This is a genomic window from Mesorhizobium sp. CA6, from assembly GCF_020165035.1.
In the GTDB taxonomy this organism is placed as follows: Bacteria; Pseudomonadota; Alphaproteobacteria; order Rhizobiales; family Rhizobiaceae; genus Mesorhizobium.
The window spans coordinates 166657-190408 of record NZ_JAIUHI010000003.1 but is presented as its reverse complement, the minus strand read 5'-3'; the positions used below and the strand labels follow the sequence as shown (position 1 = coordinate 190408).

At 63.6% G+C, this 23752-nt stretch carries 23 protein-coding genes; 11 read left to right on the top strand and 12 right to left on the bottom strand.

The genetic code is table 11. From position 1 onward, the window contains the following. Nucleotides 1-2: 2 nt before the first annotated feature. The 6 genes from flaF (at nt 3) to LB526_RS05320 (ending at nt 5403) form a co-directional block, all read left to right on the top strand. Nucleotides 3-350, top strand: a complete 348-nt coding sequence (flaF, locus tag LB526_RS05345) for a flagellar biosynthesis regulator FlaF (RefSeq protein WP_040989989.1) — start codon at nt 3-5, stop codon at nt 348-350. Then, nucleotides 347-784: a flagellar biosynthesis repressor FlbT gene (flbT, locus tag LB526_RS05340; RefSeq protein WP_224626674.1), complete on the top strand. Its 438-nt coding sequence runs from the start codon at nt 347-349 to the stop codon at nt 782-784. Before flaF ends, flbT begins: the two co-directional genes overlap by 4 nt. A 1-nt stretch (nt 785) precedes the next feature. Then, complete coding sequence (gene flgD / locus LB526_RS05335) at nt 786-1193, top strand: flagellar hook assembly protein FlgD (protein WP_224626672.1); 408 nt, start codon at nt 786-788, stop codon at nt 1191-1193. Nucleotides 1194-1317: 124 nt separating this feature from the next. Continuing rightward, the gene (fliQ, locus tag LB526_RS05330) at nt 1318-1584 is read left to right on the top strand and encodes a flagellar biosynthesis protein FliQ (RefSeq protein ID WP_095766361.1); all 267 of its coding nucleotides are present in this window, start codon (nt 1318-1320) and stop codon (nt 1582-1584) included. 159 nt (nt 1585-1743) lie between these two features. Next, nucleotides 1744-3609 carry an asparagine synthase (glutamine-hydrolyzing) gene (asnB, locus tag LB526_RS05325; protein ID WP_224626670.1) on the top strand — a complete coding sequence of 622 codons (1866 nt, stop codon included), beginning with the start codon at nt 1744-1746 and terminating at the stop codon, nt 3607-3609. 150 nt (nt 3610-3759) lie between these two features. Continuing rightward, nucleotides 3760-5403 carry an MFS transporter gene (locus tag LB526_RS05320; RefSeq protein WP_224626668.1) on the top strand — a complete coding sequence of 548 codons (1644 nt, stop codon included), beginning with the start codon at nt 3760-3762 and terminating at the stop codon, nt 5401-5403. Nucleotides 5404-5459: 56 nt separating this feature from the next. On the opposite strand, the gene LB526_RS05315 is transcribed toward LB526_RS05320, so the two are convergent. The 9 genes from LB526_RS05315 to LB526_RS05275 form a co-directional block, all read right to left on the bottom strand. Next, nucleotides 5460-5828 carry a cupin domain-containing protein gene (locus LB526_RS05315; RefSeq protein WP_224543343.1) on the bottom strand — a complete coding sequence of 123 codons (369 nt, stop codon included), beginning with the start codon at nt 5826-5828 and terminating at the stop codon, nt 5460-5462. A 2-nt stretch (nt 5829-5830) separates the two neighbouring features. Further along, nucleotides 5831-7216 (bottom strand): NAD(P)/FAD-dependent oxidoreductase, encoded by a 1386-nt coding sequence (locus tag LB526_RS05310; RefSeq protein ID WP_224543345.1) that lies wholly within the window; start codon nt 7214-7216, stop codon nt 5831-5833. 77 nt (nt 7217-7293) lie between these two features. Beyond that, nucleotides 7294-8406 (bottom strand): ABC transporter ATP-binding protein, encoded by a 1113-nt coding sequence (locus LB526_RS05305; RefSeq protein WP_224543347.1) that lies wholly within the window; start codon nt 8404-8406, stop codon nt 7294-7296. Then, nucleotides 8403-9200, bottom strand: coding sequence for an ABC transporter permease (locus LB526_RS05300; RefSeq protein WP_224543349.1), 798 nt, complete (start codon nt 9198-9200; stop codon nt 8403-8405). The genes LB526_RS05305 and LB526_RS05300 overlap by 4 nt, the downstream gene beginning before the upstream one ends. Next, nucleotides 9200-10069 (bottom strand): ABC transporter permease, encoded by an 870-nt coding sequence (locus tag LB526_RS05295; protein WP_224626664.1) that lies wholly within the window; start codon nt 10067-10069, stop codon nt 9200-9202. Before LB526_RS05295 ends, LB526_RS05300 begins: the two co-directional genes overlap by 1 nt. A 22-nt stretch (nt 10070-10091) precedes the next feature. After that, nucleotides 10092-11165, bottom strand: coding sequence for an extracellular solute-binding protein (locus LB526_RS05290; RefSeq protein WP_224543353.1), 1074 nt, complete (start codon nt 11163-11165; stop codon nt 10092-10094). A 38-nt stretch (nt 11166-11203) separates the two neighbouring features. Then, on the bottom strand, nt 11204-11872 hold the full coding sequence (locus LB526_RS05285) for a helix-turn-helix domain-containing protein (protein ID WP_224543354.1): 669 nt from the start codon (nt 11870-11872) through the stop codon (nt 11204-11206). 119 nt (nt 11873-11991) lie between these two features. Further along, nucleotides 11992-13773, bottom strand: a complete 1782-nt coding sequence (locus tag LB526_RS05280; protein WP_224626660.1) for a chloride channel protein — start codon at nt 13771-13773, stop codon at nt 11992-11994. A gap of 322 nt (nt 13774-14095) precedes the next feature. Beyond that, nucleotides 14096-14395 carry a putative quinol monooxygenase gene (locus LB526_RS05275; protein ID WP_224626657.1) on the bottom strand — a complete coding sequence of 100 codons (300 nt, stop codon included), beginning with the start codon at nt 14393-14395 and terminating at the stop codon, nt 14096-14098. A 119-nt stretch (nt 14396-14514) separates the two neighbouring features. On the opposite strand from LB526_RS05275, the gene flhA reads away from it, so the two are divergent. From flhA to LB526_RS05260, 3 genes are read left to right on the top strand one after another with little or no spacing between them, the layout of a single operon-like run. Beyond that, nucleotides 14515-16602: a flagellar biosynthesis protein FlhA gene (gene flhA / locus LB526_RS05270; RefSeq protein ID WP_095766356.1), complete on the top strand. Its 2088-nt coding sequence runs from the start codon at nt 14515-14517 to the stop codon at nt 16600-16602. Then, entirely contained in the window at nt 16599-17351 is a 753-nt protein-coding gene (gene fliR, locus LB526_RS05265; protein ID WP_095766355.1) for a flagellar biosynthetic protein FliR, read from the top strand. The genes flhA and fliR overlap by 4 nt, the downstream gene beginning before the upstream one ends. A gap of 5 nt (nt 17352-17356) precedes the next feature. After that, nucleotides 17357-17740: a hypothetical protein gene (locus LB526_RS05260; protein ID WP_224626654.1), complete on the top strand. Its 384-nt coding sequence runs from the start codon at nt 17357-17359 to the stop codon at nt 17738-17740. A 309-nt stretch (nt 17741-18049) separates the two neighbouring features. On the opposite strand, the gene LB526_RS05255 is transcribed toward LB526_RS05260, so the two are convergent. From LB526_RS05255 to LB526_RS05245, 3 genes are read right to left on the bottom strand one after another with little or no spacing between them, the layout of a single operon-like run. After that, on the bottom strand, nt 18050-18832 hold the full coding sequence (locus LB526_RS05255; protein ID WP_224626650.1) for a hypothetical protein: 783 nt from the start codon (nt 18830-18832) through the stop codon (nt 18050-18052). Next, entirely contained in the window at nt 18829-21879 is a 3051-nt protein-coding gene (locus tag LB526_RS05250; RefSeq protein ID WP_224626648.1) for a class I SAM-dependent DNA methyltransferase, read from the bottom strand. Before LB526_RS05250 ends, LB526_RS05255 begins: the two co-directional genes overlap by 4 nt. Then, nucleotides 21876-22160 (bottom strand): hypothetical protein, encoded by a 285-nt coding sequence (locus LB526_RS05245; protein WP_224626645.1) that lies wholly within the window; start codon nt 22158-22160, stop codon nt 21876-21878. The genes LB526_RS05250 and LB526_RS05245 overlap by 4 nt, the downstream gene beginning before the upstream one ends. A 588-nt stretch (nt 22161-22748) precedes the next feature. Between LB526_RS05245 and LB526_RS05240 the strand changes: the two genes are divergently transcribed. Together LB526_RS05240 and LB526_RS05235 are read left to right on the top strand one after the other, a co-directional pair. Further along, complete coding sequence (locus LB526_RS05240; protein ID WP_224626642.1) at nt 22749-23318, top strand: rod-binding protein; 570 nt, start codon at nt 22749-22751, stop codon at nt 23316-23318. Between the two features lie 8 nt (nt 23319-23326). Next, complete coding sequence (locus tag LB526_RS05235) at nt 23327-23746, top strand: hypothetical protein (RefSeq protein ID WP_140688726.1); 420 nt, start codon at nt 23327-23329, stop codon at nt 23744-23746. Nucleotides 23747-23752: the final 6 nt, after the last annotated feature.

Sequence of the window (23752 nt, the reverse complement as noted above, 5' to 3'; positions counted from 1 at the left end):
CGATGTATCAATTCTCCTACGCCGACATCCAGACCGACTCCGTCGCCGATGCCAAGGACCGGGAGCGGCAGCTGCTCACCCGGTCGATCGACATGCTGGCGGCGGCAGCAGCCGTTGGCACCGAGTCGATGGAAGCCGTCGAGGCGCTGCATTTCACCAACCGCATCTGGACCACCTTCGTCGAGGATCTCGGCTCCAGCGACAACGCCCTGCCCAAGGAACTGCGCGCCAACCTGATCTCGATCGGCTTATGGCTGCTGCGCGAGACGGAAGACATCCGCCAGGGCCGCACCAACAATTTCGAAGGACTGATCGAGGTCTCCCAGATCATCCGAGACGGCATCCAATGACCAACACGCTGAAGATCTCACTAAAGCCCAACGAGAAGATCTATATCAACGGCGCGGTCATCCGCGTCGACCGCAAGGTTACCATCGAGCTGATGAACGACGTGCAGTTCCTGCTCGAAAGCCACGTCCTCCAGGCCGATCAGGCCTCTACGCCGCTCAGGCAGCTTTATTTCATCGTGCAGATCATGCTGATCAACCCGCTCGGCGCCCCCGAGGCGCGCGAGATGTTCCGCCGCTCGCTGCCGATGCTGATCGCAAGCTTCGACAACCAGGACATCTGCAAGAGCCTGAAGCAGATCGACCGGATGGTCGGCGAGGGTGATATCTACGAGGCGCTGAAAGCGATCCGCGCGCTCTATCCGCTCGAGCGCAGGGTGCTCGAAGACGATGACGACATTCCCCAAACGCCGCGCGCGCTGGCTGTAGGAGCATAAGATGGCCGTCGACATGACGACAACGATCCCGGTTGGCGCCAACCAGGCCAGCCAGAAGACTTCCAAGACGGCGGTTGACTACCAGTCGTTCCTGAAGCTCCTGATCGCCGAGATGAAGAACCAGGATCCGACCAAACCGATGGATTCCACGCAATATGTCGCGCAGCTCGCCACCTTCTCCCAAGTCGAGCAGTCGGTGCAGAGCAACACCAAGCTCGACCAGATCATGCAGTCCTCGGCATTGTCGCAGGCCGACGCGCTGATCGGCCGCTCGATCACCTCGGCTGACGGCCAAACAACCGGAACGGTGGCTTCGGTGACGCTCTCCAGCAGCGGCCTGATCGCCGTGCTGCAGGACGGCACCCAGGTTCCCGTCGGCGCGGGCGTGTCGATCAAGCCGGCCGCATAAGCAGGTCTCCCGAAAGTGGTTCCGGTTTCGGGGCAAAGACATGCTTAAAATCAAAAACCTAGAGCAGGTCGCGTGAAACCTTTTTCACGCGACCTGCTTTAGCCGGTTCGCATAAGAGTCAGCCATGAACGAGGCCGATGCCCTCGATATCGTCCAGTACGCCGTGTGGACGGTTCTTACCGCTTCCGCTCCCGTGGTGCTGGTGGCGATGGTGGTCGGCATCGGCATCGCGCTCATCCAGGCGCTGACCCAGATCCAGGAAATCACCCTGACCTTCGTGCCGAAGATCGTCGCCATCATGCTCGTGGTGGCGCTGACCGGCCCCTTCATCGGCGGCCAGATCTCGGCCTTCACCAACGTCATCTTCGAACGCATCGAGCACGGCTTCTGACGCAAGGCAGCGAGCGTCGGGTGGCCTCCGCCCCGACCCGGATGATCTTGCGGCGGCATCTGTAGCAGCTAGATTGTGAAGCGCGCCGGCATCGGCCGGTGCCCTTGTCCTAAGCCACTTTCAGGAAGCGATGCATCAGGCAAGAACGGCCGGCGGGCCATGTGCGCAATAGCCGGCGTCTGGCGAAAGCGCGATCCGATCGGCAGCGGCGATCGTCGCGACGTCGCGCGCATGATGCAGGCACTGGCGCATCGCGGTCCCGACGATCACGGCAACTGGAACGACGCCCGCTTGGCGCTCGGCCATCGCCGGCTGACCATCATCGACCCATCGCCCGCCGCGCGCGAGCCGATGTTGACCGCATCCGGCGACGGTGTGCTGTGCTACAATGGCGAGGTCTATAATTTTCGCTCGTTGCGCAAGTCGCTGGAGGCGGAAGGCCTGACATTCCGCACGGTGTCCGACACCGAGGTGGTGCTTCAGGCCCTGCATCACTGGGGCCCGCAAAAGGCGGTGCCGTTGTTCGACGGCATGTTCTCCTTCGCCTATTTCGATGCCCGCGTCGGCGCCTTGTGGCTTGCCAGGGACAGGCTGGGCATCAAACCGATGTCGGTCGCCGAGACCGGCGACCGCCTGCTGTTCGCCTCAGAGGACAAGGCGATCCTCGCCTGCCACGACTTTACCCGCCGGATCGACACGCGCGAGCTGACGCTGCGGCTGGCTTGGCAGAGCCGCGATTCGAGCTACAGCGTCTTCGACGGCATCGAGCGCCTGCCGCCGGCCGGCCTCTGGAAGATCACGGCGCAGGGCATCGAGAAGCGCCGCTTCTGGCATGTCCTCGACGTCCTCGAGACCGCGCGCATCGCCGGCGACAAGACATCCGACGCCGAACACATGGCGACGCTCCGGACACTGCTCGAGGAAAGTGTCGAGCTGCATTGCATCGCCGATACCAGCCTTGCCACCGCCTGCAGCGGCGGCATCGATTCCGGCCTGATCACCGCGCTTGCCAAACGCTTCAGGCCTGAGATGCATGGTTACGTTGTCGACCCGAAGCTCGGCCGCAGCGAGGCCGAGGATGCCGAGCGGACCGGTCGGCATGTCGGCGTCAGCCTGCGCCGGGTGCCTTTGGACAAGGACCGGTTCCTCGAACTCTGGCCGCGCGCGGTCTGGCACCTCGAAACCGACGGCTGGCATGCCAGCCACGCGGCGCTGCTGGCGCTTGCCGAGCAGTGCCGCGCCGACGGCGTCAAGGTGCTGCTGACCGGCGAGGGTTCCGACGAGCTTTTCGGCGGCTACAAATGGCAGGCATCGACGGTCAGGCTCTGGCGCCAGTCCTGGCTGCAGCGCCTGTTCCGGTCGAAGGCCGGGCGTGACCGCAAATTCGCTGAATTGCGCCGCGCCCCGTTCCGCAACTCGATCGGTCGCGGCTCGCCGACGGACCGCGCCATGGCGCTCAGAGCCCTGTCCCCCGAGCTGAACTTCCTGCAGACCAAGCTGTTCGACAGGTTGGACGGTGTCGCGCCGCCCGGCGATCGCGCTTTCCTGGCAAGCTGTTTTTACGACCTCTATTCGCACCTGCAGGACCTGCTGCACCGGCACGACCGGTTGAGCATGGCGGCGTCCGTCGAGCTCAGGGTGCCGTTCCTCGAGAACCGGCTGATCGACTTCGCCCTTCATCTGCCGCGACGGCAGAAATATCGCGACGGGACCGGCAAGTGGCTGCTCAAGCAGGTCGCCGAACGCCATCTGCCGCGCGAGAACATTCGCGCCGCAAAGAACGGCTTCGAGATGGATGCCGCTTTTTCGGCTGGCACGCAGGGCCTGCTGCGCGGTGGCCTGCTGCGCGACGCGATGAAATGGTCTGCTTCCGAATTGGACGACCTGATCGACATGGCAAGCAGCCAGGAAACGTCGCGCCTGCGTCTCGTCGGCATGGAAATGCTGCTCAGGCTTTACATGAATGGCGAGACAACAGGCGCGTTGACCGAGGCCCTGCATGCCGAGGGGAGAGGCGCGAAATAACCCAAAGTTGGTCCAGACAGGCCAGATGCTTGGCTTAAAGCTTCGCCGACGCATTTTCGCCTTTGCCATCCTGTTGTTGGGTCGCACTCTTTGGCGAGTCGCCCGCCTGCGCGGGCGCGGCGAGCCTCTATAGCGGACGAAGGCGCAACCATGATCGACGACGAGCCGGAAAGCGAACGCGTCTCCGCGCTGGCGCCGTTCCGGCACGGCATCTTCCGCGCCGTCTGGTCGGCCAGCCTGGTGTCGAATTTCGGCGGCCTGATCCAGGGCGTGGGCGCCGCCTGGATGATGACCACGATCGCCACCTCGCCCTACCAGGTGGCGCTGGTCCAGGCCTCGACCACCTTGCCGATCATGCTGTTCGCGCTCGTTGCCGGCGCCATCGCCGACAGCTTCAACCGCCGCAAGGTGATGCTGGTGGCGCAGACCTTCATGCTGGTCGTCTCGGCGCTGCTGACCTTGTTCACCTGGCAAGGCTGGATGACGCCCTGGACGCTGCTTGCCTTCACCTTCCTGATCGACAGCGGCACGGCGCTGAACAGCCCGTCATGGCAGGCCTCGGTCGGCGACATGGTGCCGCGCGCCAAGGTGCCGGCGGCAGTCGCGCTCAATTCGCTGGGCTTCAACATCACCCGCAGTGTCGGCCCGGCCATCGGCGGCGTCATCGTCGCCGCCGCGGGTGCGGCGGCCGCCTTCGCCGCCAACGCCGTGAGCTATATCGGCCTGATCGTCGTGCTCGCCCGCTGGAAGCCGGCGCTGCCCGAGCAAACCCTGCCGCGCGAGTCGCTTGGCGCGGCGATGGGCGCCGGCCTGCGCTATGTCGCCATGTCGCCCAACATCGCCAAGGTGCTGGTCCGAGGTTCGGCCTTCGGCTTCAGCGCCGGCGCGGTGCTGGCGCTTCTTCCCCTGGTGGCGCGCGATGTCGTCAAGGGCGATGCGCTGACCTACGGTATCATGCTCGGCGCCTTCGGCATCGGCGCGGTCGGCGGCGCGCTGATCAGCGTGCGGCTCAGGCAGCTGCTGTCCAGCGAAACGATGGTGCGCATGGCCTTTAGCGGCTTCGCGCTATGCGCCCTCAACGCCGCAGTCAGCCACAATGCCTGGCAGACATCGGCGGGCCTGCTCATCGGCGGCGCCTGCTGGGTGATCGCTCTCTCGCATTTCAATGTCACGGTGCAGATGTCGACGCCGCGCTGGGTGGTCGGCCGCGTGCTGTCGATCTACCAGACGGCGACCTTCGGCGGCATCGCGCTGGGCAGCTGGATCTGGGGTGTCGTCGCCGACGCGCATGGCGCGGAGACCGCGCTGACCGCGGCGGCGGTCGCGATGCTCGCCGGCGGCGCCATCGGCTTCGTCCTGCCGCTGCCGCGGCAGACGGTGCTCAACCTCGATCCGCTCAACCGCTTCAAGGAACCGATGCTGGCGCTCGACCTCAAGCCGCGCAGCGGCCCGATCGCCATCATGATCGAGTACATCATCCGCGAGGAAGACGTGCCGGAATTCCTGGCGACCATGGCCGAGCGCGGCCGCATCCGCCGCCGTGACGGCGCCCGCAACTGGACCTTGGCCCGCGACCTCGAAAATCCGTCGGTGTGGATCGAGCACTACCACACGCCGACCTGGGTCGAGTATATCCGCCACAACCGGCGCGCCACCCATGCCGACGCCGTGGTCGGCGAACGCATCCGCGCGCTGCACAGCGGCGACAACCCGCCGCGCGTGCGCCGCATGATCGAGCGTCCGACCACCGCGGGCACGACGCTTGTCTCGCCGAAGGGGCCGATCGATCACTGATCGCACGTCGTCCGAAGCCTGCTTCGGGCAAACGACATGCGCCGAAGGATCAAGGATCAGCCGGCGCTCTGGATCATGTAGAGCTTGCGCGTGGTCTCGTGGATGCGCCACTCGCCCTTCCATCCCTGCGGCAGGACGAGGAGGTCTCCCGGCCCCAGCTCACGCATCTGGCCATCGGCGCGGCTCACCGCGACGCGGCCGGAGATGATGTGGCAGATCTCCGACGAGTTCGTGCGGTCGGCGGTGAAGCGGCCAGGAGTGCATTCCCAGATGCCGATATCGACGCTCCCGTCCGGCGACTGGAAGAAGGATCGCGCGGCCTCCAGCTGACCCCCTTCGATCGAGGTCGGTTTCGGTGAAAAGGCGCCGATGTCGGCCTTGGCGAGGTCGTGGAAAGTCGAAAGATCGATCAAGCGGGTCTCCATGATCAATGACCGGTGAGGCTGTCCGCCAAGGCGGCAAGCTTCGAGGTATGCGCAAGCCCGGCGGCCTCGCGGTTATCAGCGATGCGGTAGAGCTGGTACATCGAATGGACACCCAGCCAGCGGAACGGCTCCGGCTCCCAGGGCCGTACCTTGCGGTTGACCCAGGGCAGCCGCGTCAGCTCGGTATCCTGGGCGAGCACGAGGTCGGTCAGCGTGCGCCCCGACAGGTTGGAGCTCGACACGCCGAGCCCGACATAGCCGCCGGCCCAGCCGATCCGCGTCGCGGGATCAAGGCCGACTGTGGTGCACCAGTCGCGCGGCACGCCGAGCACGCCGCACCAGGCGTGGTCGATGCGGCACCCAGCCGTCTGCGGCAGGAGCGTCGTCAGGATCGTGTGCAGCTGTTCGATCGTCGCCTGCTGCGTCTGGCCGTTGACGTCGGTGCGCGACCCGTAGCGGTAAGGCACGCCGCGGCCGCCCATGGTGATGCGCCCCTCGCGCGTGCGCTGAGCATAGCAGTAGGCATGCGCGGCATTGCCGAGCAGCTCGTGCCCCTCCCAGCCGATCTTGCGCCAGAGCTCTTCCGGCAGCGGTTCTGTGACGATCTGCGCGCTGTTGAGCGCGAGCCAAGTCCGCTCCTCGCCAGGGATGCCGGCCGTGAACCCTTCGGTGGCGCGGATGATGGTTTCCGCCCGCACCGTGCCGCGATCCGTAGTCACGACGCCCTTCGCAATGGCGGTAACCGGCGTCTTCTCGTAGATCGAAACGCCTAGACGCTCGACCGCCGCCGCGAGCCCACGCACGAGCTTGGCCGGCTGCACCCGCGCCTGGCCGTGAATGACGAAGCCGCCGAGCACATTCCGGATGTTGATGCGCGCCCGCGTCGCCTCGGCGTCGAGCAGCTCGATGCGTTCGGGATCGGCATCCCAGGAGCGGATCGTCTCGCATTCCTCGCGCACGCGCTCCAGCTGCGCCGGATTGGTGGCGACCGTCAGATTGTCGACGCGGCGGATATCGGCATCGATGCCTTCCTCCGTCGCGACCCGGATCACCTCGTCGACGCAGCCGGCCATCGCCTTCTGCATGGTGGTGACGCCTTGCCGTGTCGAGGTCTTCAGATACTTCTCGCGCGACCAGCCGAAGCCGCCCGACAGCCAGCCGCCATTGCGTCCCGAGGCGCCGAAGCCGGCAAACTCGCGTTCGATGAGCACGATGCGCAGCGATGGCTTCGCCTTCTTCAGATAGTAGGCGGTCCACAGCCCCGTATAGCCGGCGCCGACGATCGCCACATCCGCCTCGATGTCGCCGGGCAAAGGCGCGCGTGGCGCGGGGATGTGACCCAGATCCGCATACCAGAACGAAATGTCGCCGTTGCGCTTGACTTGCATGGGATGGTTTCCGCCAAAGCAATTCGAGGAAAAGTGTGAAACGGTTTCCGTCCGGAATTGCGTTTAAACAAAGATGATCAGGTAAGCGTGGTGTCGGCCGTGCTATCGTCGGGCAGGAGTTTCGCATCCGCGCCGTCGAAGCACAGCTCGACCTTCTCGCCGAGCCCGAAACTTTCGCCGGCGAGCGGCGAACGCACGATCGCGGTCGAGCCGTCGCCAAGCTTCACCTCATATTTCGACCCCGAACCGAGGTAGATCGCCTCGGCGATCGTTCCCGACAGCCGGTTCGTGCCGGCGGCATCCTGGCCCGGCCGGCGGATGGCAAGCTTTTCCGGCCGCAGCAGCATCACCGGACGGGCTTCGCCCGCGAGGCGACGCTGCGCGCTGACCGTCTCGCCGGCGATGGTCAGCGCCGTGCTTGTGCCGTCGCTCTTAACCCCACCGCGCAGCACGGTGGAATCGCCGATGAAGCGACCAACGAACAAAGTCGCCGGCTCGTCATAGAGCTGGCGGCCAGTGCCGACCTGCTCGATCCGCCCGCGGTTGAACACGGCGATCCGGTCCGACAGCACCAGCGCCTCCTCCTGGTCGTGCGTGACATAGACGAAGGTGGTGCCGAGCTCGCGATGGATGCGCTTGATCTCGAGCTGCAGCCATTCGCGCAGTTTCTTGTCGAGCGCGCCGAGCGGCTCGTCCATCAGAAGCAGCGGCGGATCGAAGACGATGGCGCGGGCCAGCGCCACGCGCTGCTGCTGCCCGCCCGACAGCTCACTCGGATAGCGATGCGCGAAGTCGCCCATCTTGACCATGTCGAGCGCTCTTGCGACGCGCTTCTTGCGCTCGTCCTGCTTGATGCCGCGCAATGTCAGCGGGTAGGCGACGTTGCGGCCGACGGTCATATGCGGGAACAGCGCATAGTGCTGGAAGACGACGCCGATATTGCGCTTGTGCGCGGGCACGCCGACGACGCTCTTTCCCCCGACCAAAAGCTTGCCGCTGGTCACGTCGGTAAAGCCGGCAATCACGTTGAGCGTCGTCGTCTTGCCCGAGCCGCTCGGTCCGAGCAGCGTCATGAACTCGCCGGGCTCGATCCTGAGCGAGACGCCGTCCAGCGCCTTGAAGGAGCCATAGGCCTTGCTGATCGTATCGAGGTCGATCGCGGCGCCGCGATTTTCCGCTCTCGGGTTCATAGGCGTCCCTTCCGCTCGCGGCCAAGGAGGAGCATGCCGCCGCCGATCAGGATCGTGGTGGCGAACAAAAGGATGGTGCCGACGGCCGCGACCGTCGGATCGGCGTCGCGCGTGATCGAGGAAAATATCTGCACCGGCAATGTCTTGAGATAGGGATTGGTGATGAACAGCGACACCACGATCTCGTCGAAGGAAGTGGCGAAGGCGAACAGCAGGCCCGACAGGATGCCGGGCAGGATCAGCGGCAGCGTCACCGTGCGGAACGTGGTCAGCGCGCCGGCGCCGAGGCTTGCCGCCGCCGTTTCCAGCCGCCGGTCGAACACTTCGAGATTGGCCGAGACCGCGATCAGCACGAAGGGCAGCGCAAGGATGGTATGCGCCAGCACGAAGCCCGTCAGCGTGCCGACGAGCTGCGCGTCGAGATAGACGGCATAGATGCCGATGGCCAGAACGACGCCCGGCACGACCATCGGCGTCAGCATCAGCATGCGCAAGAGATTGGCCGGCCGCGGCTTCATCCGGTCGAGGCCGAAGGCGGCCAGCGTGCCGAGCACCGTCGCCAGCACCGCCACCAGCGAAGCGACCTTGAGCGAGTTGAGGAAGCTGGTCGACCATTCCGGATTGGTGGCGAAGTTCTGGTACCACTGCCAGGAAAAGCCCTGCGGCGGAAAGGCAAGCGACTTGTTCTCGTTGAACGACATCGGCACGACGACCAGCGTCGGCGCCACCAGCCAGATCGCCACGAGCAGGCAGACGAGACCGAGGATGAGGCGGGTGAGCGGCTTCATCTCCATCAGCGTCGCCCCGCTTCCCGGTGCCTGGACCGCATCACCGGGGCCGCCAGCGCCAGCAAGACGAAGGTCGCGACCAGGAGCACCACGCCCATGGCGCCGCCGCGTCCCCATTGCAGAAGGCTCAGCACCTGTGTCTGCACCAGGGTCGACAGCATGGTGGAGCGCGGTCCGCCGAGCAGCGCCGGCGTGATATAGAAACCCAGCGCCAGGATGAAGACGATGATGGCGCCGGCATAGACGCCCGGCAGCGACAGCGGCAGGTAGACCGTGAAGAAGGCGCGCGACGGCCGCGCGCCCAGGCTTCCCGCCGCTTGCACCAGCCTGAGGTCGATGCCCTTCATCACCGAATAGAGCGGCAGGATCATGAAGGGCAGCAGCACCTGCGCCATGCCGATCACCACGCCGGTCTGGGTGCGGATCAGCCGGACCCCGTCGAAGCCGGCTGATCTCAGCAGCGAATTGATGACGCCGGAATCCTGCAGCAGGATCACCCAGGAGAGCGTGCGCACCACGCCGCTCACCCAGAACGGGATCAAGACGCAAAGCACCAAGACGAGCCGCACGCGCGGCCCGACCGCGGTCATCAGATAGGCGTAAGGATAAGCGCAGGCCACACAGACCACGGTCACCCAGGCCGAAATGGTAAAGGTGCGCTGGAGCACCGTCAGGTTGACGGGCGCGCCGAAGAACCAGGCGTAGTTCTGCATGCCCCATTGCGGCTCAGACAGGCTGCGTAGCACGATGGTCAGCAGCGGGTAGCCGATCACGGCCACCAACAGGAACAGCGCCGGCAGCGTGAGCGCGTAAGGCCGCCACGCCCAGCCCGCCCGTTGCGGGGCGGAGGGGGTCGTCGGTTCGAGCGCGCTCACGGAGTTCGCCTCTCTCAGCCGGTCAGTTGCCGGCCATCAGCGCGGACCACTTCTCCTGCGCCACGGCGAAGTTCGGCACCCAGAACTTGAAGTTCTGCTTGTAGCCCTGCTTCTGGCGCTCCGGCGTGTTGGTGAGGAAGGCGGCGACGGAAGCGTCGACCTTGGGCCGCGCCTCGCTGTTGATCGGCGTGTAGGAGGTCTTCTCGGTCAGGATCTCCTGGGCATTCTTGCCGAGATAGGCGTTGAGCAGCGCGTAAGCGGCATCCGTGTCCTTGACGCCGACCGGGATCGTCATCTGGTCCATCACCACCAGCCAATCCTGCCATGCGGGTGCGTATTTGGCGCCGTTCTTGACCGCGGTCATGGCGCGGCCGGTCCACATCATCAGCATGTCGGCCTCGCCGGATTCGGCGAGCTGCTGCGATTCAGCGCCCGTCTTCCAGAAGATAGTGTCGGGGCCGAGCTTGCGGACCACGTCGATGGCCTTGTCGATATCGGCCACCGTCATTGCTTTCGGATCGCCGCCGGCAACCTTGAAGGCCTGTTCGAGCAGGCCGCCGGTCGGGCTGCCGGAGCCGTCGATGCCGCGCACGCCCGGGAACTTTTCGGTGTCGAAGAAGTCGGCCCAGCTCTTGGGCGGATTATCCTTGTACTTCTCCTTGTTGTACATCAGCACGACACCGTAATTCATCGCCGGCACCGAGCATTCGCCGACCTGGCCTTCCGGGATTTTCGAGACGTCGAGCTTGGTCAGGTCGAGCTTCTGGAACAGCTTGCCGCAATAGACGTAAGGCGGCAGGTCGTCGGTATCGACGACGTCCCAGGTGACATTGCCGGATTCGACCTGCGCCTGCAGCTTGGCGATCTCGGTCGGACCGTCATTGAGCAGCTTGACGCCGGACTTGTCGACGAACTCCTTCAGCGCCGCCGTCTGGCCGTCCTGATAGATGCCGCCATAGGAGACGAAGGTCAGGGTCTTGCCTTTGAGCGAGCCTTCCTTCACCTCGCCTGCCACGGGCTTGTCCTGCGCGAAGGCCGCGCCGGTCAGAACGCCGAGCGCCAGGACGGCGCCGATGCCATATCTCGATTTCAACATAACGATGACTCTCCCATTCATGCCCGCATTTTGGTCGGTTACCTGGCGGCGGGCGGTTTCCAGGTCGTGTATTGGTCGAGCTCGGCGCGCGCCGAGGTCGGCGGCGCGATGATCCACATCACTTCGGCCCGGCCGCTGCCGATGTTCTCCGTGCGATGCGGAGTGGCCGTTGTGTATTCGACGCTGTCGCCCTCTTCGAGGACATGACGCGCCTCGCCGAGCGAGACCTCGACAATGCCGCGCAGCACGATCAGCATCTCATGTGCGTCGCCATGCGTGTATTGGTCGGGGCCGGTCGAGCCGCCGATCTCGAACTCGCCGACATAGACTTCCATGTCGCTGAGCGGCGGCCGCGACAAGAGCATCTTGCGGCAGCCGTCGCTGGGCGGCAGGCTTGGGCGCTCGCTGCGCCTGAGCACGCCGTGGTGATTTTGAGCCGCGCTTTCCGCAAACAGCAGCGCGACGCTGACTCCCAGCGCGGAAGCGATCTGATTGAGCGATGCCGTGCTGGCCCCGGTCAGGCCGCGCTCGAGCTGGCTGATGAAGCTGGCGCTGGTTCCGGTCGCCTCGGCGAGGTCGCGCAAGGAAAGGCGGCGAGCAAGGCGAAGGCTCTTGAGCCGCATGCCCAGAGCCTGATGGGCAAGCGTTGCGGCCGCACCGGCGGCGTTTGCCGCCTGCGCCCGACCGTTGCCAGATGCCTTGGGCATTCATGTTCCTCCACTGAACAACTTGTACAGTGCCACTGTACAGATGGCAAGAGGCATGGTTGCGCGGTCGGGCCGCATCCTCGCGGCTGCCGAGCCAGGGCTTCAGTTGAAAGAGAGGGCTAGCCCTCACCCGACAGATCCCGCCGCGCCTTGTCGAGCTCTTCGGCATAACGGCGCATCAGATGGCTCTCGGTGAGCAGGCCAAGCACGATGCGCTCGTCGAAATCCTCGACCACCGCCAGTTCCTCGGCCCCGGTGCGCTGGAAGGTCTCGGCGGCGGTCTGGACATTCATCGACGGCACCAGCACCGCGTCCTTGAACTGGGCGAGCGCGCTCACCGGCATTTCGCCATCGGCGCGGTCGCTGTGCAGTTCCGGCACCAGCAGCATGCCGACATATTGGTCGGCCTGCTCGACGGCGATGACCCGCTGCGCCGAGCCGAGCGGGATCTCCTTGCGGAATTCGGAGAGCGTGGTCGAGGCAGGGATGGTGCGGACGTCCTTGCGCATCATCGTGCCGACGGTGAGACTGCGCATCCAGCCGACGTCATGGGCGCTGCGGATCGTTTCGCCGCGCAGGTGGAAACGCCAGGTCGAGAAGGAGTAGCCGAAGGTCTCGCGCACCAGGATCGCCGACATGATCGACGCGGCCAGCACCACGCCGGTGAGCGTCAGGTCGCGGGTGGATTCCAGCGCCAGGAACGTCATGGTCAGCGGACCGCCGACGACGCCCACCGCAAGCGAGGTCATGCCGACGACGGCGGCGACCGCCGGGTCGATGCCAGCCGACGGCGCGGTCAGCGCCATGACGCCGGCAAAGACCTTGCCGAGCAAGGCCCCCAGAAACAGCGAGGCGAAGAACAGGCCGCCGCGGAAGCCCGAGCCGAGCGAGATGGCGGAGGCCGCCAGCTTCATCACGAAGACGCTCGCCACCACGGGAAGGGCATAATTCATGGCGAACTCGCGGTGCAGCGCGCCATGGCCGCTGGAGAGCACCTGCGGCGTGACCAGCCCGAGCAAGCCGACGAAGATGCCGCCGATGAACGGCCTGACCGACACGTCGATCGACAACCGCACAAAGAGCCGCTCGACGATGCTCACCAGATGCATGATCGCGATCGAGGCAGCCCCGCCGAGCAGCCCCAGCAGCAGGAATGGCACGTATTCGCCGGCGGTCAGATTCGGCAGACCTGAGAGTTCCAGCGGGAACGGCACGCCGCCGAACATTTCCGCCGTCAGCGAAGCGGCGATCGCCGCCGCCATCACCGGCGCCACATTGGCGACGGAGTAGATGCCGATGACCAGCTCGAAACCGTAGAAGGCGCCGGTCAGCGGCGCGTCGAAAGCGGCGGCGATCGCGCCGGCCGCGCCGCAGCCGACCAGCATGCGGACATCGTTGCGGCGCAGCCGGAAAGCGCGGGCAAGTCGGGAAGCTACTCCGGAGCCGATCTGCGTGTAACCGGCTTCCAGCCCGACCGAGGCGCCGAAGCCGCTTGAGATCATCGTCTGCGCCACGATGATGAAAGTATCGGTGAGCGACATGCGCCCGCCATAGAGGGCGTTGGCTTCGATCGGGTCGACAGGTGTGCGGAACTTGCGCTTTCTGAGCCAGATGACGGAAAGGCCGAGCAGCAGGCCGCCGATCGCCGGGAACATCGCCTGCACCGGATCGGCGAGCGAGAACATCGCCGAAAGCCTGCCGCCCGGCTGCACGTCGAACAGCAGGTAATGCATGCCTTGCACCAACGCGCTCATGCCGGTGACCAGCGCGCCCGCGATGACGCCGATCATGCCGGCCATCAGCACGATCACGATGCCGCGCGCCTCGAGCACGGGGATCGAGCTGATCAGCACCGCGCGAAGCCGGCGGGCGTAAACTTGTGGGTCGTTTCTGGCAGGCAACGAAGCGGCTCGCCGGTATGCGAAAGATAAGAACTGCCGTGCCTGATACGCGCGGCGGCTTTGCGTGGCAACCGCAATGCCGACCGCATGTGGCGCCATTTTGGCGTTGCGCCGCATTAGCCTTAAGCAAGACTTGCCGCGTGACCAGGAGATAGACTTAGTCGGGCACCGGTATGGTGAGAGGGCCGGAATCGTCTTGTACGACGAAGATCGCCAGCAGCTCCGCCCTCCGGCCTCTCCGCCGAGGAGGAACGCGCTGTGCGGCGCTGGCTGGTCGCCGTCGCGACCGCGGATGCGGCACAGCCGTAAATGCCTCACACGATCAGGTCGGCGCGCCGCCGTCCGTCTCGAAAAGCGTGAGCTTGCGCTCGGCGATGCCGAGCTCAGCCCAGCTCGCGCGCCATTCGGCGATATGCGCCGATTTGAAATGCGCTTCGAGCGCGGCGCGGTCGCTCCAGGCCTCCGAGACATGGATGAGCCCGGCATCCAGCACGTCCTGCGCGTAGGAATAGCCGAGGCAGCCGGGCTCGGCACGGCTCGCCGAGATCATTCGCTGCATCGCCGGCTTTGCCTGTCCGAGCCTGTCGGACGGCAGGCGGATCGTGCCGATGATCAGGAGCATGCGATTTCCTTCCGATAGGTGGCTAAGGCGCCGTAGCCGCTCTCCCACCTTCGCGCAAGCTTGGAGGGCTACGGTCGAGGGCCTGCCCTGTGCGTGGCTGCCCTGGATTTGAGGACGACATGGCGATCAGCGAAACACTTCCGTCCGGCCTGGCGGTCAAGAACGGCCGCGACATCTTCTTCGCGCTCGGCATCGTCTTCATCCTGGCGGTGCTGTTCCTGCCGATTCCGGCCTTCCTGATCGATATCGGCCTCGCCTTCTCGATCGCGCTTTCGGTGCTGATCCTGATGGTGGCGCTGTGGATCCAGCGGCCGCTCGACTTCTCGTCCTTCCCGACCGTGCTGCTCATCGCCACCATGCTCAGGCTATCGCTCAACATTGCTACCACGCGCATGATCCTGTCGCACGGCAACGAGGGCACGCATGCCGCCGGCTATGTCATCTCGGGCTTCTCGAAGCTGGTGATGTCGAGCGACTTCGTCATCGGCCTCATCGTCTTCATGATCCTGATCGTGGTGAACTTCATCGTCATCACCAAGGGCGCGACCCGTATCGCCGAGGTCGGCGCGCGCTTCACGCTCGACGCCATTCCCGGCAAGCAGATGTCGATCGACGCCGACCTTTCCGCCGGCATGATCGACGAGAAGACCGCGCAGCTGCGCCGCCGCGAGCTGGAGGAGGAGAGCTCCTTCTTCGGCTCGATGGACGGCGCCTCGAAATTCGTGCGCGGCGACGCCATCGCCGGCCTGATCATCACCGCCATCAATATCGTCGGCGGCATCGCCATCGGCTATCTGCGCCACGGCATGGGCCTTGGCCAGGCGGCCGACGTCTTCATCAAGCTGTCGGTCGGCGACGGCCTCGTCACCCAGATCCCGGCGCTTATCGTCTCGCTCGCCGCGGGCATGCTCGTCTCCAAGGGCGGCACGCGCGGCTCGACCAACCAGGCGGTGTTCGGCCAGCTCGGCGCGCATCCGCGCGCGCTCTACGTCGCGGCCTCGCTGCTGGTCATCCTCGGCCTGATGCCCGGCCTGCCCCTGTTCCCCTTCTTCGCGCTTGCCGGCGGCATGGCCGGCCTCGGCTACATCATCCCGCTGCGCCTGAGCCGCGAGCGTGCCGCCGCCGAAGCCCTGAAGACGCAGGAAAAGGCGAACAAGGTCGAGGAGGAGAAGAACTCGGTCAAGGCCTCGCTGGTCACCGCCGAGATCGAGCTTCTAATCGGCAAGCAGCTTTCGACCAGGCTGATGGTGGCGCACCAGGAACTGGTGTTCCGCATGTCGAAAATGCGCAAGAAATTCGCCCAGCAATATGGCTTCGTGGTGCCGGAGGTTCGCGTCGCCGACGACTTCGCCATCCCGCCGAAGAGCTATCAGATCAAGGTGCACGGCACAGTGGTCGCCGAATACCAGATGCGGGTCGGCGAGATCATGGTGCTGCTCGGCACGCGCGGCGTGCCGGAAATCCCCGGCGAGGAAATCCGCGAGCCGGCCTTCGGCATGCGCGCCTATTCCGTGCTCGAAACCTTCGCCGAGGATCTGAGACGCGAGAACTTCACCTTCGCCGACAACATGTCGGTGCTGCTCACGCATCTCTCCGAGGTGATACGCAACAACCTGCCGCAGCTTCTGTCCTACAAGGACATGAAGGCGCTCCTGGAGCGGCTCGACCCGGAATACCGCAAGCTCGCCGACGAGATATGCACCTCGCACATCTCCTATCCGGGCCTGCAGGCCGTGCTGAAGCTGCTGCTCGCCGAGCGCGTCTCGATCCGCAACCTGCATTTGATCATCGAGGCGATCGCCGAGATCGCGCCGCATGTGCGCCGCACCGAGCAGATCGTCGAGCACGTGCGCATCCGCATGGCGCAGCAGATCTGCGGCGACCTCTCCGAAGGCGGCACGCTCAAGGTGCTGCGCCTGGGCAACCGCTGGGATCTCGCCTTCCATCAGAGCCTCAAGCGCGACGCCAAGGGCGAGGTGCGCGAGTTCGACATCGATCCGCGTCAGCTCGAGGAATTCGGCCAGGACGCCACCAAGGCAATCCGCAAGCATCTCGAGGCCGGCGAGCGTTTTGTGCTCGTCACCGCGCCCGACGCCCGTCCCTATGTACGCATGATCATCGAGCGGCTGTTCACGACGCTTCCCGTTCTCAGCCATGTCGAGATCGCCAAGGGCGTCGAGATCAAGGTGCTCGGAACGATCTCGTGAACGCGCTCTCGCAAGGCGTCGTCATCGCCGCCTTCCTCGCCTTCTGCCGTATCGGCGCCTGCTTCATGCTGATGCCCGGGCTGTCCAGCGCCCGCGTGCCGCTGCAGATCCGGCTGTTCGTTTCGCTCGCCGCCACCGGCGGCCTGCTCGCTTTCCTGTGGGACCGCATCTACCCGTTCGTCGATCCGCGCCCGCAGGTCCTGGCGCCGATGATCGTCTCGGAGCTCCTGGTCGGTGGCCTGATCGGCGCCATGACCAGGCTCTATATGGAGGCGCTGCGCTTCATGGGTTCGGCCATCGCCATGCTGATCGGCTATGGCGGCTCGGGCGGACCGGCGATCGAGGAGCCGGAACCGCAGGCGGCGCTTGCCGCCATCATCTCGTTCTCGGCGCTGCTTCTGCTCTTCGTCTTCGACTTCGACCACGAGATCGTCAAGGCGCTCGTCGCCTCCTACCAGGTCGCTCCGGTCAACGTGTTCTTCAACCCGCAGGCCGCCCTGGTCGACGTCACCGACACGGTGTCCGACGCCTTCTTTCTGGTCATCCGCCTCGGCAGTCCCTTCGTCGCCTATGCCATATTGGTCAATCTGACGATCGGCTTCGTCAACAAGCTGACGCCGCAGATCCCGGTTTATTTCATTTCGCTGCCCTTCGTCATCGCCGGCGGAATGATCATCTTCTATTTCGCCGTCGGCACCTTGCTGTCGCTGTTCGTCGACGGCTTCGTCGACCTCACCCTGGCGAGATAGGCTCCATGACCGTGCGAAAGGACCGCCTGAAGAAGCTGGTCAAGGTGCAGGAGCAGTTGAAGGCGCTGCACGAGACCCGCCACGCCGGCTTCCTCGCCGCCGCCGTCAAGGCTGAAGCAGAGGCCAAGGAGCTGATCGAGCGCTTCGACACCGACAGCTCGCTGGCCGGCCTCTTTCCCGCGCTCTACCACCGGCGCATCACCGACGCGCTGGGCCGACAGCAACAGAACCTCGACAATGCCCGCCAGGAAGCGGCGCTGATCGCCACTGCGACGGCGCGCACCAACATGGTCGAGCGCGCCTACAAGGAGGTGCGCCGCCGCGACGAGCGCGAGCGATCCGACCGCGAGCGCCTCGATCTGATCATGCAGAAGCGGGCCGAGGAGTAGCTCAGTAATAACCCGAAGATGACTCACAGACGACACCACGACCGCTTTGCGTCTCGTCACCGACAATTGGCCTCTAGGTTTGGACACCCAAAAAGCAGACGGCCCGTCGACTGATTTTCTTGGGTCTTGGAACCGTGACATATTTGTACACGTAAATTCCGATATGCCGTAGGCGTGGCGACGGCTCAAAAGCTGGTAGTCCGCGAGCACCGGCATTGCCCGAACCGCCCCGCCGGAAAATTTACGTTTGACCCTGCTCAAGTAACTTGGAGATTTAGTACACCACACGCTGCGAGGCGTACTCGTCAATCAGAGTGGATTTTGCTCTGGCGCGAAAAGCATCTCGAGATGGATGATCGCGACGGGATCAAGCTGCAACGTTGACCGATCGTGCCTTGAACAAAGCACCTGCACAGTTGTCGGCGGCAATGTAACGGGCTGAACCGCCAGGGGCTTCGGAACGAAGCCAGCTATCGCCGTTCGAATCTCTCCGTAATGAGGACGAGCGCCCTCGTTGATAGTATAGGCCAGCATCGCCGCCACGGTCTGTTGCGTGTAGACTGAATCCGCGGAGAAAAAGCACCCGATTCCCTCATCAGCCAGATATCTGCCGGCGATATCTGTATTCGCCAGCAGTGGCTTGGCTTCAATCGCAAGCTCGGGAGGAGAGTCGCCCACCTGCGCGTAAATAAAGAAATCAACTTTGCGCGAATAGCGGCCGGTGCGCGCGCTGCTTTCCACTAGATGCTCGGTTTCGAATGCCGCTTCCTGAAGTCGCAGAAAATGGCCGCTGGGAAGTGCCGCTCGCAGCCGGCGGGCAATGTGACCAAGTTCTGCCGTGATCGCATCTTCTAACGGCACGCGCACGACAACTGTAGCGCGTTTGCGCGTCCTAGGTTTCGAAAGCGCTCCCCGCTTTTGACCGAAAGCCTCCCACGACTCGGTCTGTCGAAGTTCTGCGGCCGCGTGTTCGAGGATCGCAACCGCTTCTCCGACAAACCGGGCCCACAGTTCCGCCTTAACCTCTGAAAAGCCATAGGTGATGAGCAGGTCGCTCAGGCTAGCCGGTAATGGCGCGGTTGTGACCGTCACGCGCGCCCTGCCATGAATGCGCTCATGATCTGCTGACTGTCCGTGAAGGCGCTTTCAACAGTCCAGCGGAAGAATTCGAGCGGCTTAACCACTGTTACACTAGCGGTCTCTTCTGAGTAGGAGACAGCGAGGCTGTCGACGAAGCTGTTCGCCGACGATCTGCAATAATGATCCAGGGCAGCCTGACAGAAAAAGTTAAGGCCATCGTCCGAGCGTTGCGGATTGTTGGGCGGACGAAAGCGCACTGCCACCGCAGCCACGCCCAGACCCTCATGTGCCAAGGCTTCGACATCAAACGCGGCCTCTCTGCCAATCAAACCGTCGAGCGTGCGATGAACAACTTCGACGTAGGCTTCGACAGAGCGGCGGCTGGGAACGCAAAGCGCTTCCCTTGGAACTTCGCCATCTCGGAATCCAATGCGGAAAACGAGAAACTCGTCGATCGCCTCTCGAAGATCGCCATCGAGGCCCAAGACTTCGAGCAAATAGGTCGTGAGTTCGCCTTGTTCTACCGCTAGGATGCCGTCGATCCGCGGATCATCGAGATCGACAATCGGTATATTGAGCGCCTTTAGATCTTCCGGCTCGATATTGCGCCGATCCATAAGCCAACGGCGACCCGTAGTGGCGACAACGTAGAGGCCGATATCGGATCTCAGGAAACGCCCGACCGCGCGTAACAGGTCAAGCTCCCGCGACGTAACAAGCTCAGAAGGCTTATTAAAAAACATGGCGGTAGTGCTGGAGGTATAACCCACTGGCTTCGTCACCACGCGGATATTTTTCAAGTTGCGCGGGATGAGCAACACATTGCCGCCGAAACGAGTTCTATAAGACGGGCGAACCCGTGCAAGCTGGTCGGGTGGCAACAGACCTTCAGGCTCTGTGTCTTCATCGCCGAACAAGCTCGAAGAGCCCTCTTGGTAATCCTCAGCAGGCGCATCCATGAGAAACTGGCGATCGACTCCAGTCTCTTCAGGATTGCCGCCGCGGCTGATTCTTGCGCCGATTGCGGCGCACAAGGATTGCAGGCTCGCAATCCGTCCTGTCAGCGCGCTATCGCCTAGATACCGACTAATATGGCGGTCAATTGGACGCAGAAGGAAAGCATCAAACCAGCCGCGAGGATCGCGTGCCACTACGTTGTGCCGGATCGTTTGAACATCGGCGCGATCCAGCATCACTGTCCAGGGCCATTCCTTGCGCGCCAGCGGTTGGCCTACCGACAAGGGCGAATAAATCCAGCTAACGTCGCGCGTAACAGGAGGACGCGCACGGATGAAAGCGGCCACCACAGGTTGGCGGGCGCTTGCAAACAAACGGTAACGAAGGTGGGCGAAATTGGCCGCGCCAACGACGGTGTACTGACGGCCGAGAGCCAAGCGGAACGCTTCGGAAGTCGGATTGATGAATGACTTTGCAGGAAGTAGGAAAGCCAACACGCCATCGGGCGCAACGTGAAATTTCAATGCTTTCCAAACGAAGAGTTCCGCCGCTTGATCGTTGCCGATCGGCGCATTCTGCTTATGGGTGACGTGCCAAGCTACCGCATCATCGGAGCCCAGTTTGCTAAGCGCTTGCCAGGGCGGATTGCCGACCACGCAGTCTACTCGGTCAGGAAAGCGATCGAACGGTCGCGAAACGTCAAAGAAATCGCGGTCGTGGATGTTGCTGCCGATCAGCGGAGGGAACAGTTTCTCAGGTTCTTCGCCGGCGGCGACACGCGTTAGGTCGCGCGGGCTCACATAGTCGAGCAAGGTGAGATAGAGGCTGAATGCGGCAACGTGGCAAGCATCGCGATTGCGCTCGATCCCGAAGATGTTTCGGGTCAGAATCCCCCGCAGTTCATCCAATTCTAATGGGGCATCCGTTTTCGCCCAGCGCGCGCGCTCGATCATCCGGCGATAGGCACCGACCAGGAAGACGCCCGACCCGGCTGCCGGATCGAGCACGGTGACTCCGTCCGCCAGAATCCTCTCTTCCTCAAGGCGGTCCAGCATGAAATCGACGAGGAACGGCGGCGTATAGAAGGCACCGGAGCGTCGTCGCTCTCCGGCACGCAAATTTTCGAGAAATTGTTCGTAAACAGAGGAGAGGGTCTCGGTCCTGAGGGTGCCGAGATAGAAATCGAGGAAGCTCAGTTGCTCGCCGCCAGACGTCAAGGGTTCGGACCCGTGTTTCATCACCCGGCGCACTAGGTTAATGTGAGATGCGTCTATTTCTGCTCGCTCCTCGCTTCGGAGTGGGAAGATGCTTCCGTTGAAAATCGAGTCGAGATCCTCACAGAACGCCCAAGTCGCTTCCGGAGACCATTGATTGAACTTGTCGTCCAGGATTATCTGATGGCCGCGGGTCGTAACCCAATCCTGGTCAATGATTTTTCGATCCACCAAAAAGTAAATATAGAGAAAGCGTCCGATCAGGCCGTTCGCTGCTGCGGGCGAAAGCTTCCCAACGTCACCACTGCTTTCGATAAGGACCTTGCTGAGCCCTTCTAGGCTTCCCAAAAGCCTGCGGTCCACACGCCCGTCGACTTCGATCGAATGCTCGCGCCAGAACAGCGCCGTCCTTAGCCTGACGGCACGCAAGTCCCAGAGTTCGCCGGCATGATCGGTGAGCGTGCCAGGATCCAGAGGAGATGCGGGCAACTCCTCGACGATCATCCAAGGAAAGCGGTGGACGAGTTTGTTCCATTCCCGCTGCGAATAGGTGAACCCAGGACAAAGCAGTATCTCTTCCGGTGTCACGATGAGGAGAAACGGTACGAGCCCTTGGCTCCATACCTTCCGATGAATCTCCTGAGCGTCGGCGAACGTGCCGGCGAGAGCCACATAAACGAGCGGCGTCGAAACAATTTCGTCCTTGGTACTCGGACGCATTAAGCAGAATGCACCATACAGTGCCATCTCCGAGCACGCCTGCTGGAGCGCAAAGCGGTGACTTGCGAGCCGATGGAAATCGTTCGCAGACACCCAACCGGTTGCCTCGTCATAGCCGAGCCGGGCAATGAGCGCCTCAGCCGTCGAGATCATTTCGATGCCGCTCATCGCAAGCCAATCGCCGGGAAAAGTGGAAGCTGTGCAAGGGGCTCGGCAATGCCGAACCCGCGCATGATGGCATCAAGATGGGGCCGAAGGCTCATGACGAGCAGCGGCTGATCCGAATCGAAACAGATATCACGCGATGAGCGTAGCAACGGCGCCCCGGTGCCGCTAACGACCAGAGATAAGCCCCAGAGGGAATGAAACGGTAGGCTGGCGAGCTTGTCTTGGAGGTTCGCAAGCCGGTCGCGGTAGGCCTCCAACTCGATGTGAATCTGGGTCTTCATGGCGCCAGCCAACCGGAGCAATAGCAAGGTCTGCCACGAGAAGCGGGCTTGGGTCCCTTTGCCGCGCGCTGGTACGTCGGGCGAGATCAGGCCGCGCCGCCCGGTCCACTCCCGCAATTGATCCGCCGACAAGCCCGCAATGGCCTGGGCTTCTCTCGATCCGACTAGCCACACGTTGTTTCCACCATTTCGGCTATCGCCCAGCACCCCACGGAATGGGTATCATACCCATTTAAGGCGGTAAAGTTCGATTTCGATGGCTATCGAGCCGAACCCCCCGGCTGAGGTCGCGACGGAACTCTTCAAGCATCGTGAAGGCGATCCGCCTTATATGAAGTCACTTGCCACTGTGGCTAGGCGGGCCGGCCCCATTGCAGATCGTCTGCTTCTGAAGCAACGAGTTCCAAATCCGACCGTCTTCAAACGGCCCCAAAGGTGACATCAGAACATCCGATTGGGGAGCGCCACTCGTGGCGCGAAGCAGACAACCGATCCATGCATCCGCATTCCACCTCCCTTTCCCGCAAGCCTGCCACAAGCTTCTTCAGTCATTGTGCAACTAACAAAACCGGCAAAGGGCGGACTTTCTTGGCCATTTCCCCACCCAGCGACATCGTCATGGACGTCGCCCGCGCAGCGGAGCCGGCCGATGTCGAGGCCGCGCGGGCAGCGCTCGCGAGAAGGGCGAATGGCGCCTCGGCACCGTTCGCGCTCGATCCCCCCGCGACGGTTGATGCCGGCTCCATTCTCTCGCGTGCAACGGCGGACAAGGCGGAAGCCGCCAATCCGGCGAAGAAGTTCCAGCGCTTCGAGGCGATGGTGCTGACAACCTTCATCCAGAATATGATGCCCAAGGACACCGAGGGCGTTTACGGCAAGGGCTTGGCCGGCGACATGTGGAAGTCGCAGCTCGCCGAAAAGGTGGCCGATGTCATGGCCGCGCATGGCGGCATCGGCATCGCCAGATCCATGCTTGCCGACCATTATCTCGACGGCAAGCACAAGGTGCCGGTCGGCCCCATTGCCGGTGGAGCGCAGAAATCCGAGATCGACCGGCAGACCCGGCTTTCGACCTCGATGATCGAGGAGCTTGAGCGCAAAGCAGCACGGTCGATGACCGGCGACGAGACGACCATAAAAACAGATATTAAGATCTAGGGACCTACATGGCCGACCAAACGGACCTTTCCAACCTTCCCGCACGCACCAGCGCAATGGAGGCGCCCGCCGCCGCGCGACCCGGCAACCTCGCCGCCATCATCGGCCGCATCGAGGAAGTCGTGGACGAGGAAACCGCCGGCATCCGCAGCGGAACGGCCTATGACCTCAAGGCCTCGAACGCGCGCAAGAGCCGGTATCTCTACGAGCTGAACCGCGCCATGAAGGGCGCCAACGAGATCGAATTCCTCGAGCAGCATCGCGAAGGCCTGCTGCGGCTGCGCCAGAAGCTGGCCAGGAACGAGGCGGCGATCCTTGCCCATCTCAACGCGGTCAACGAAGTCGCCACGCTTTTGAGGAACGCCATCCAGCGCGCCGATACCGACGGCACCTATTCGGCCGGTGAGTTCGGAATGGCGCGAGCCTGATTGAGA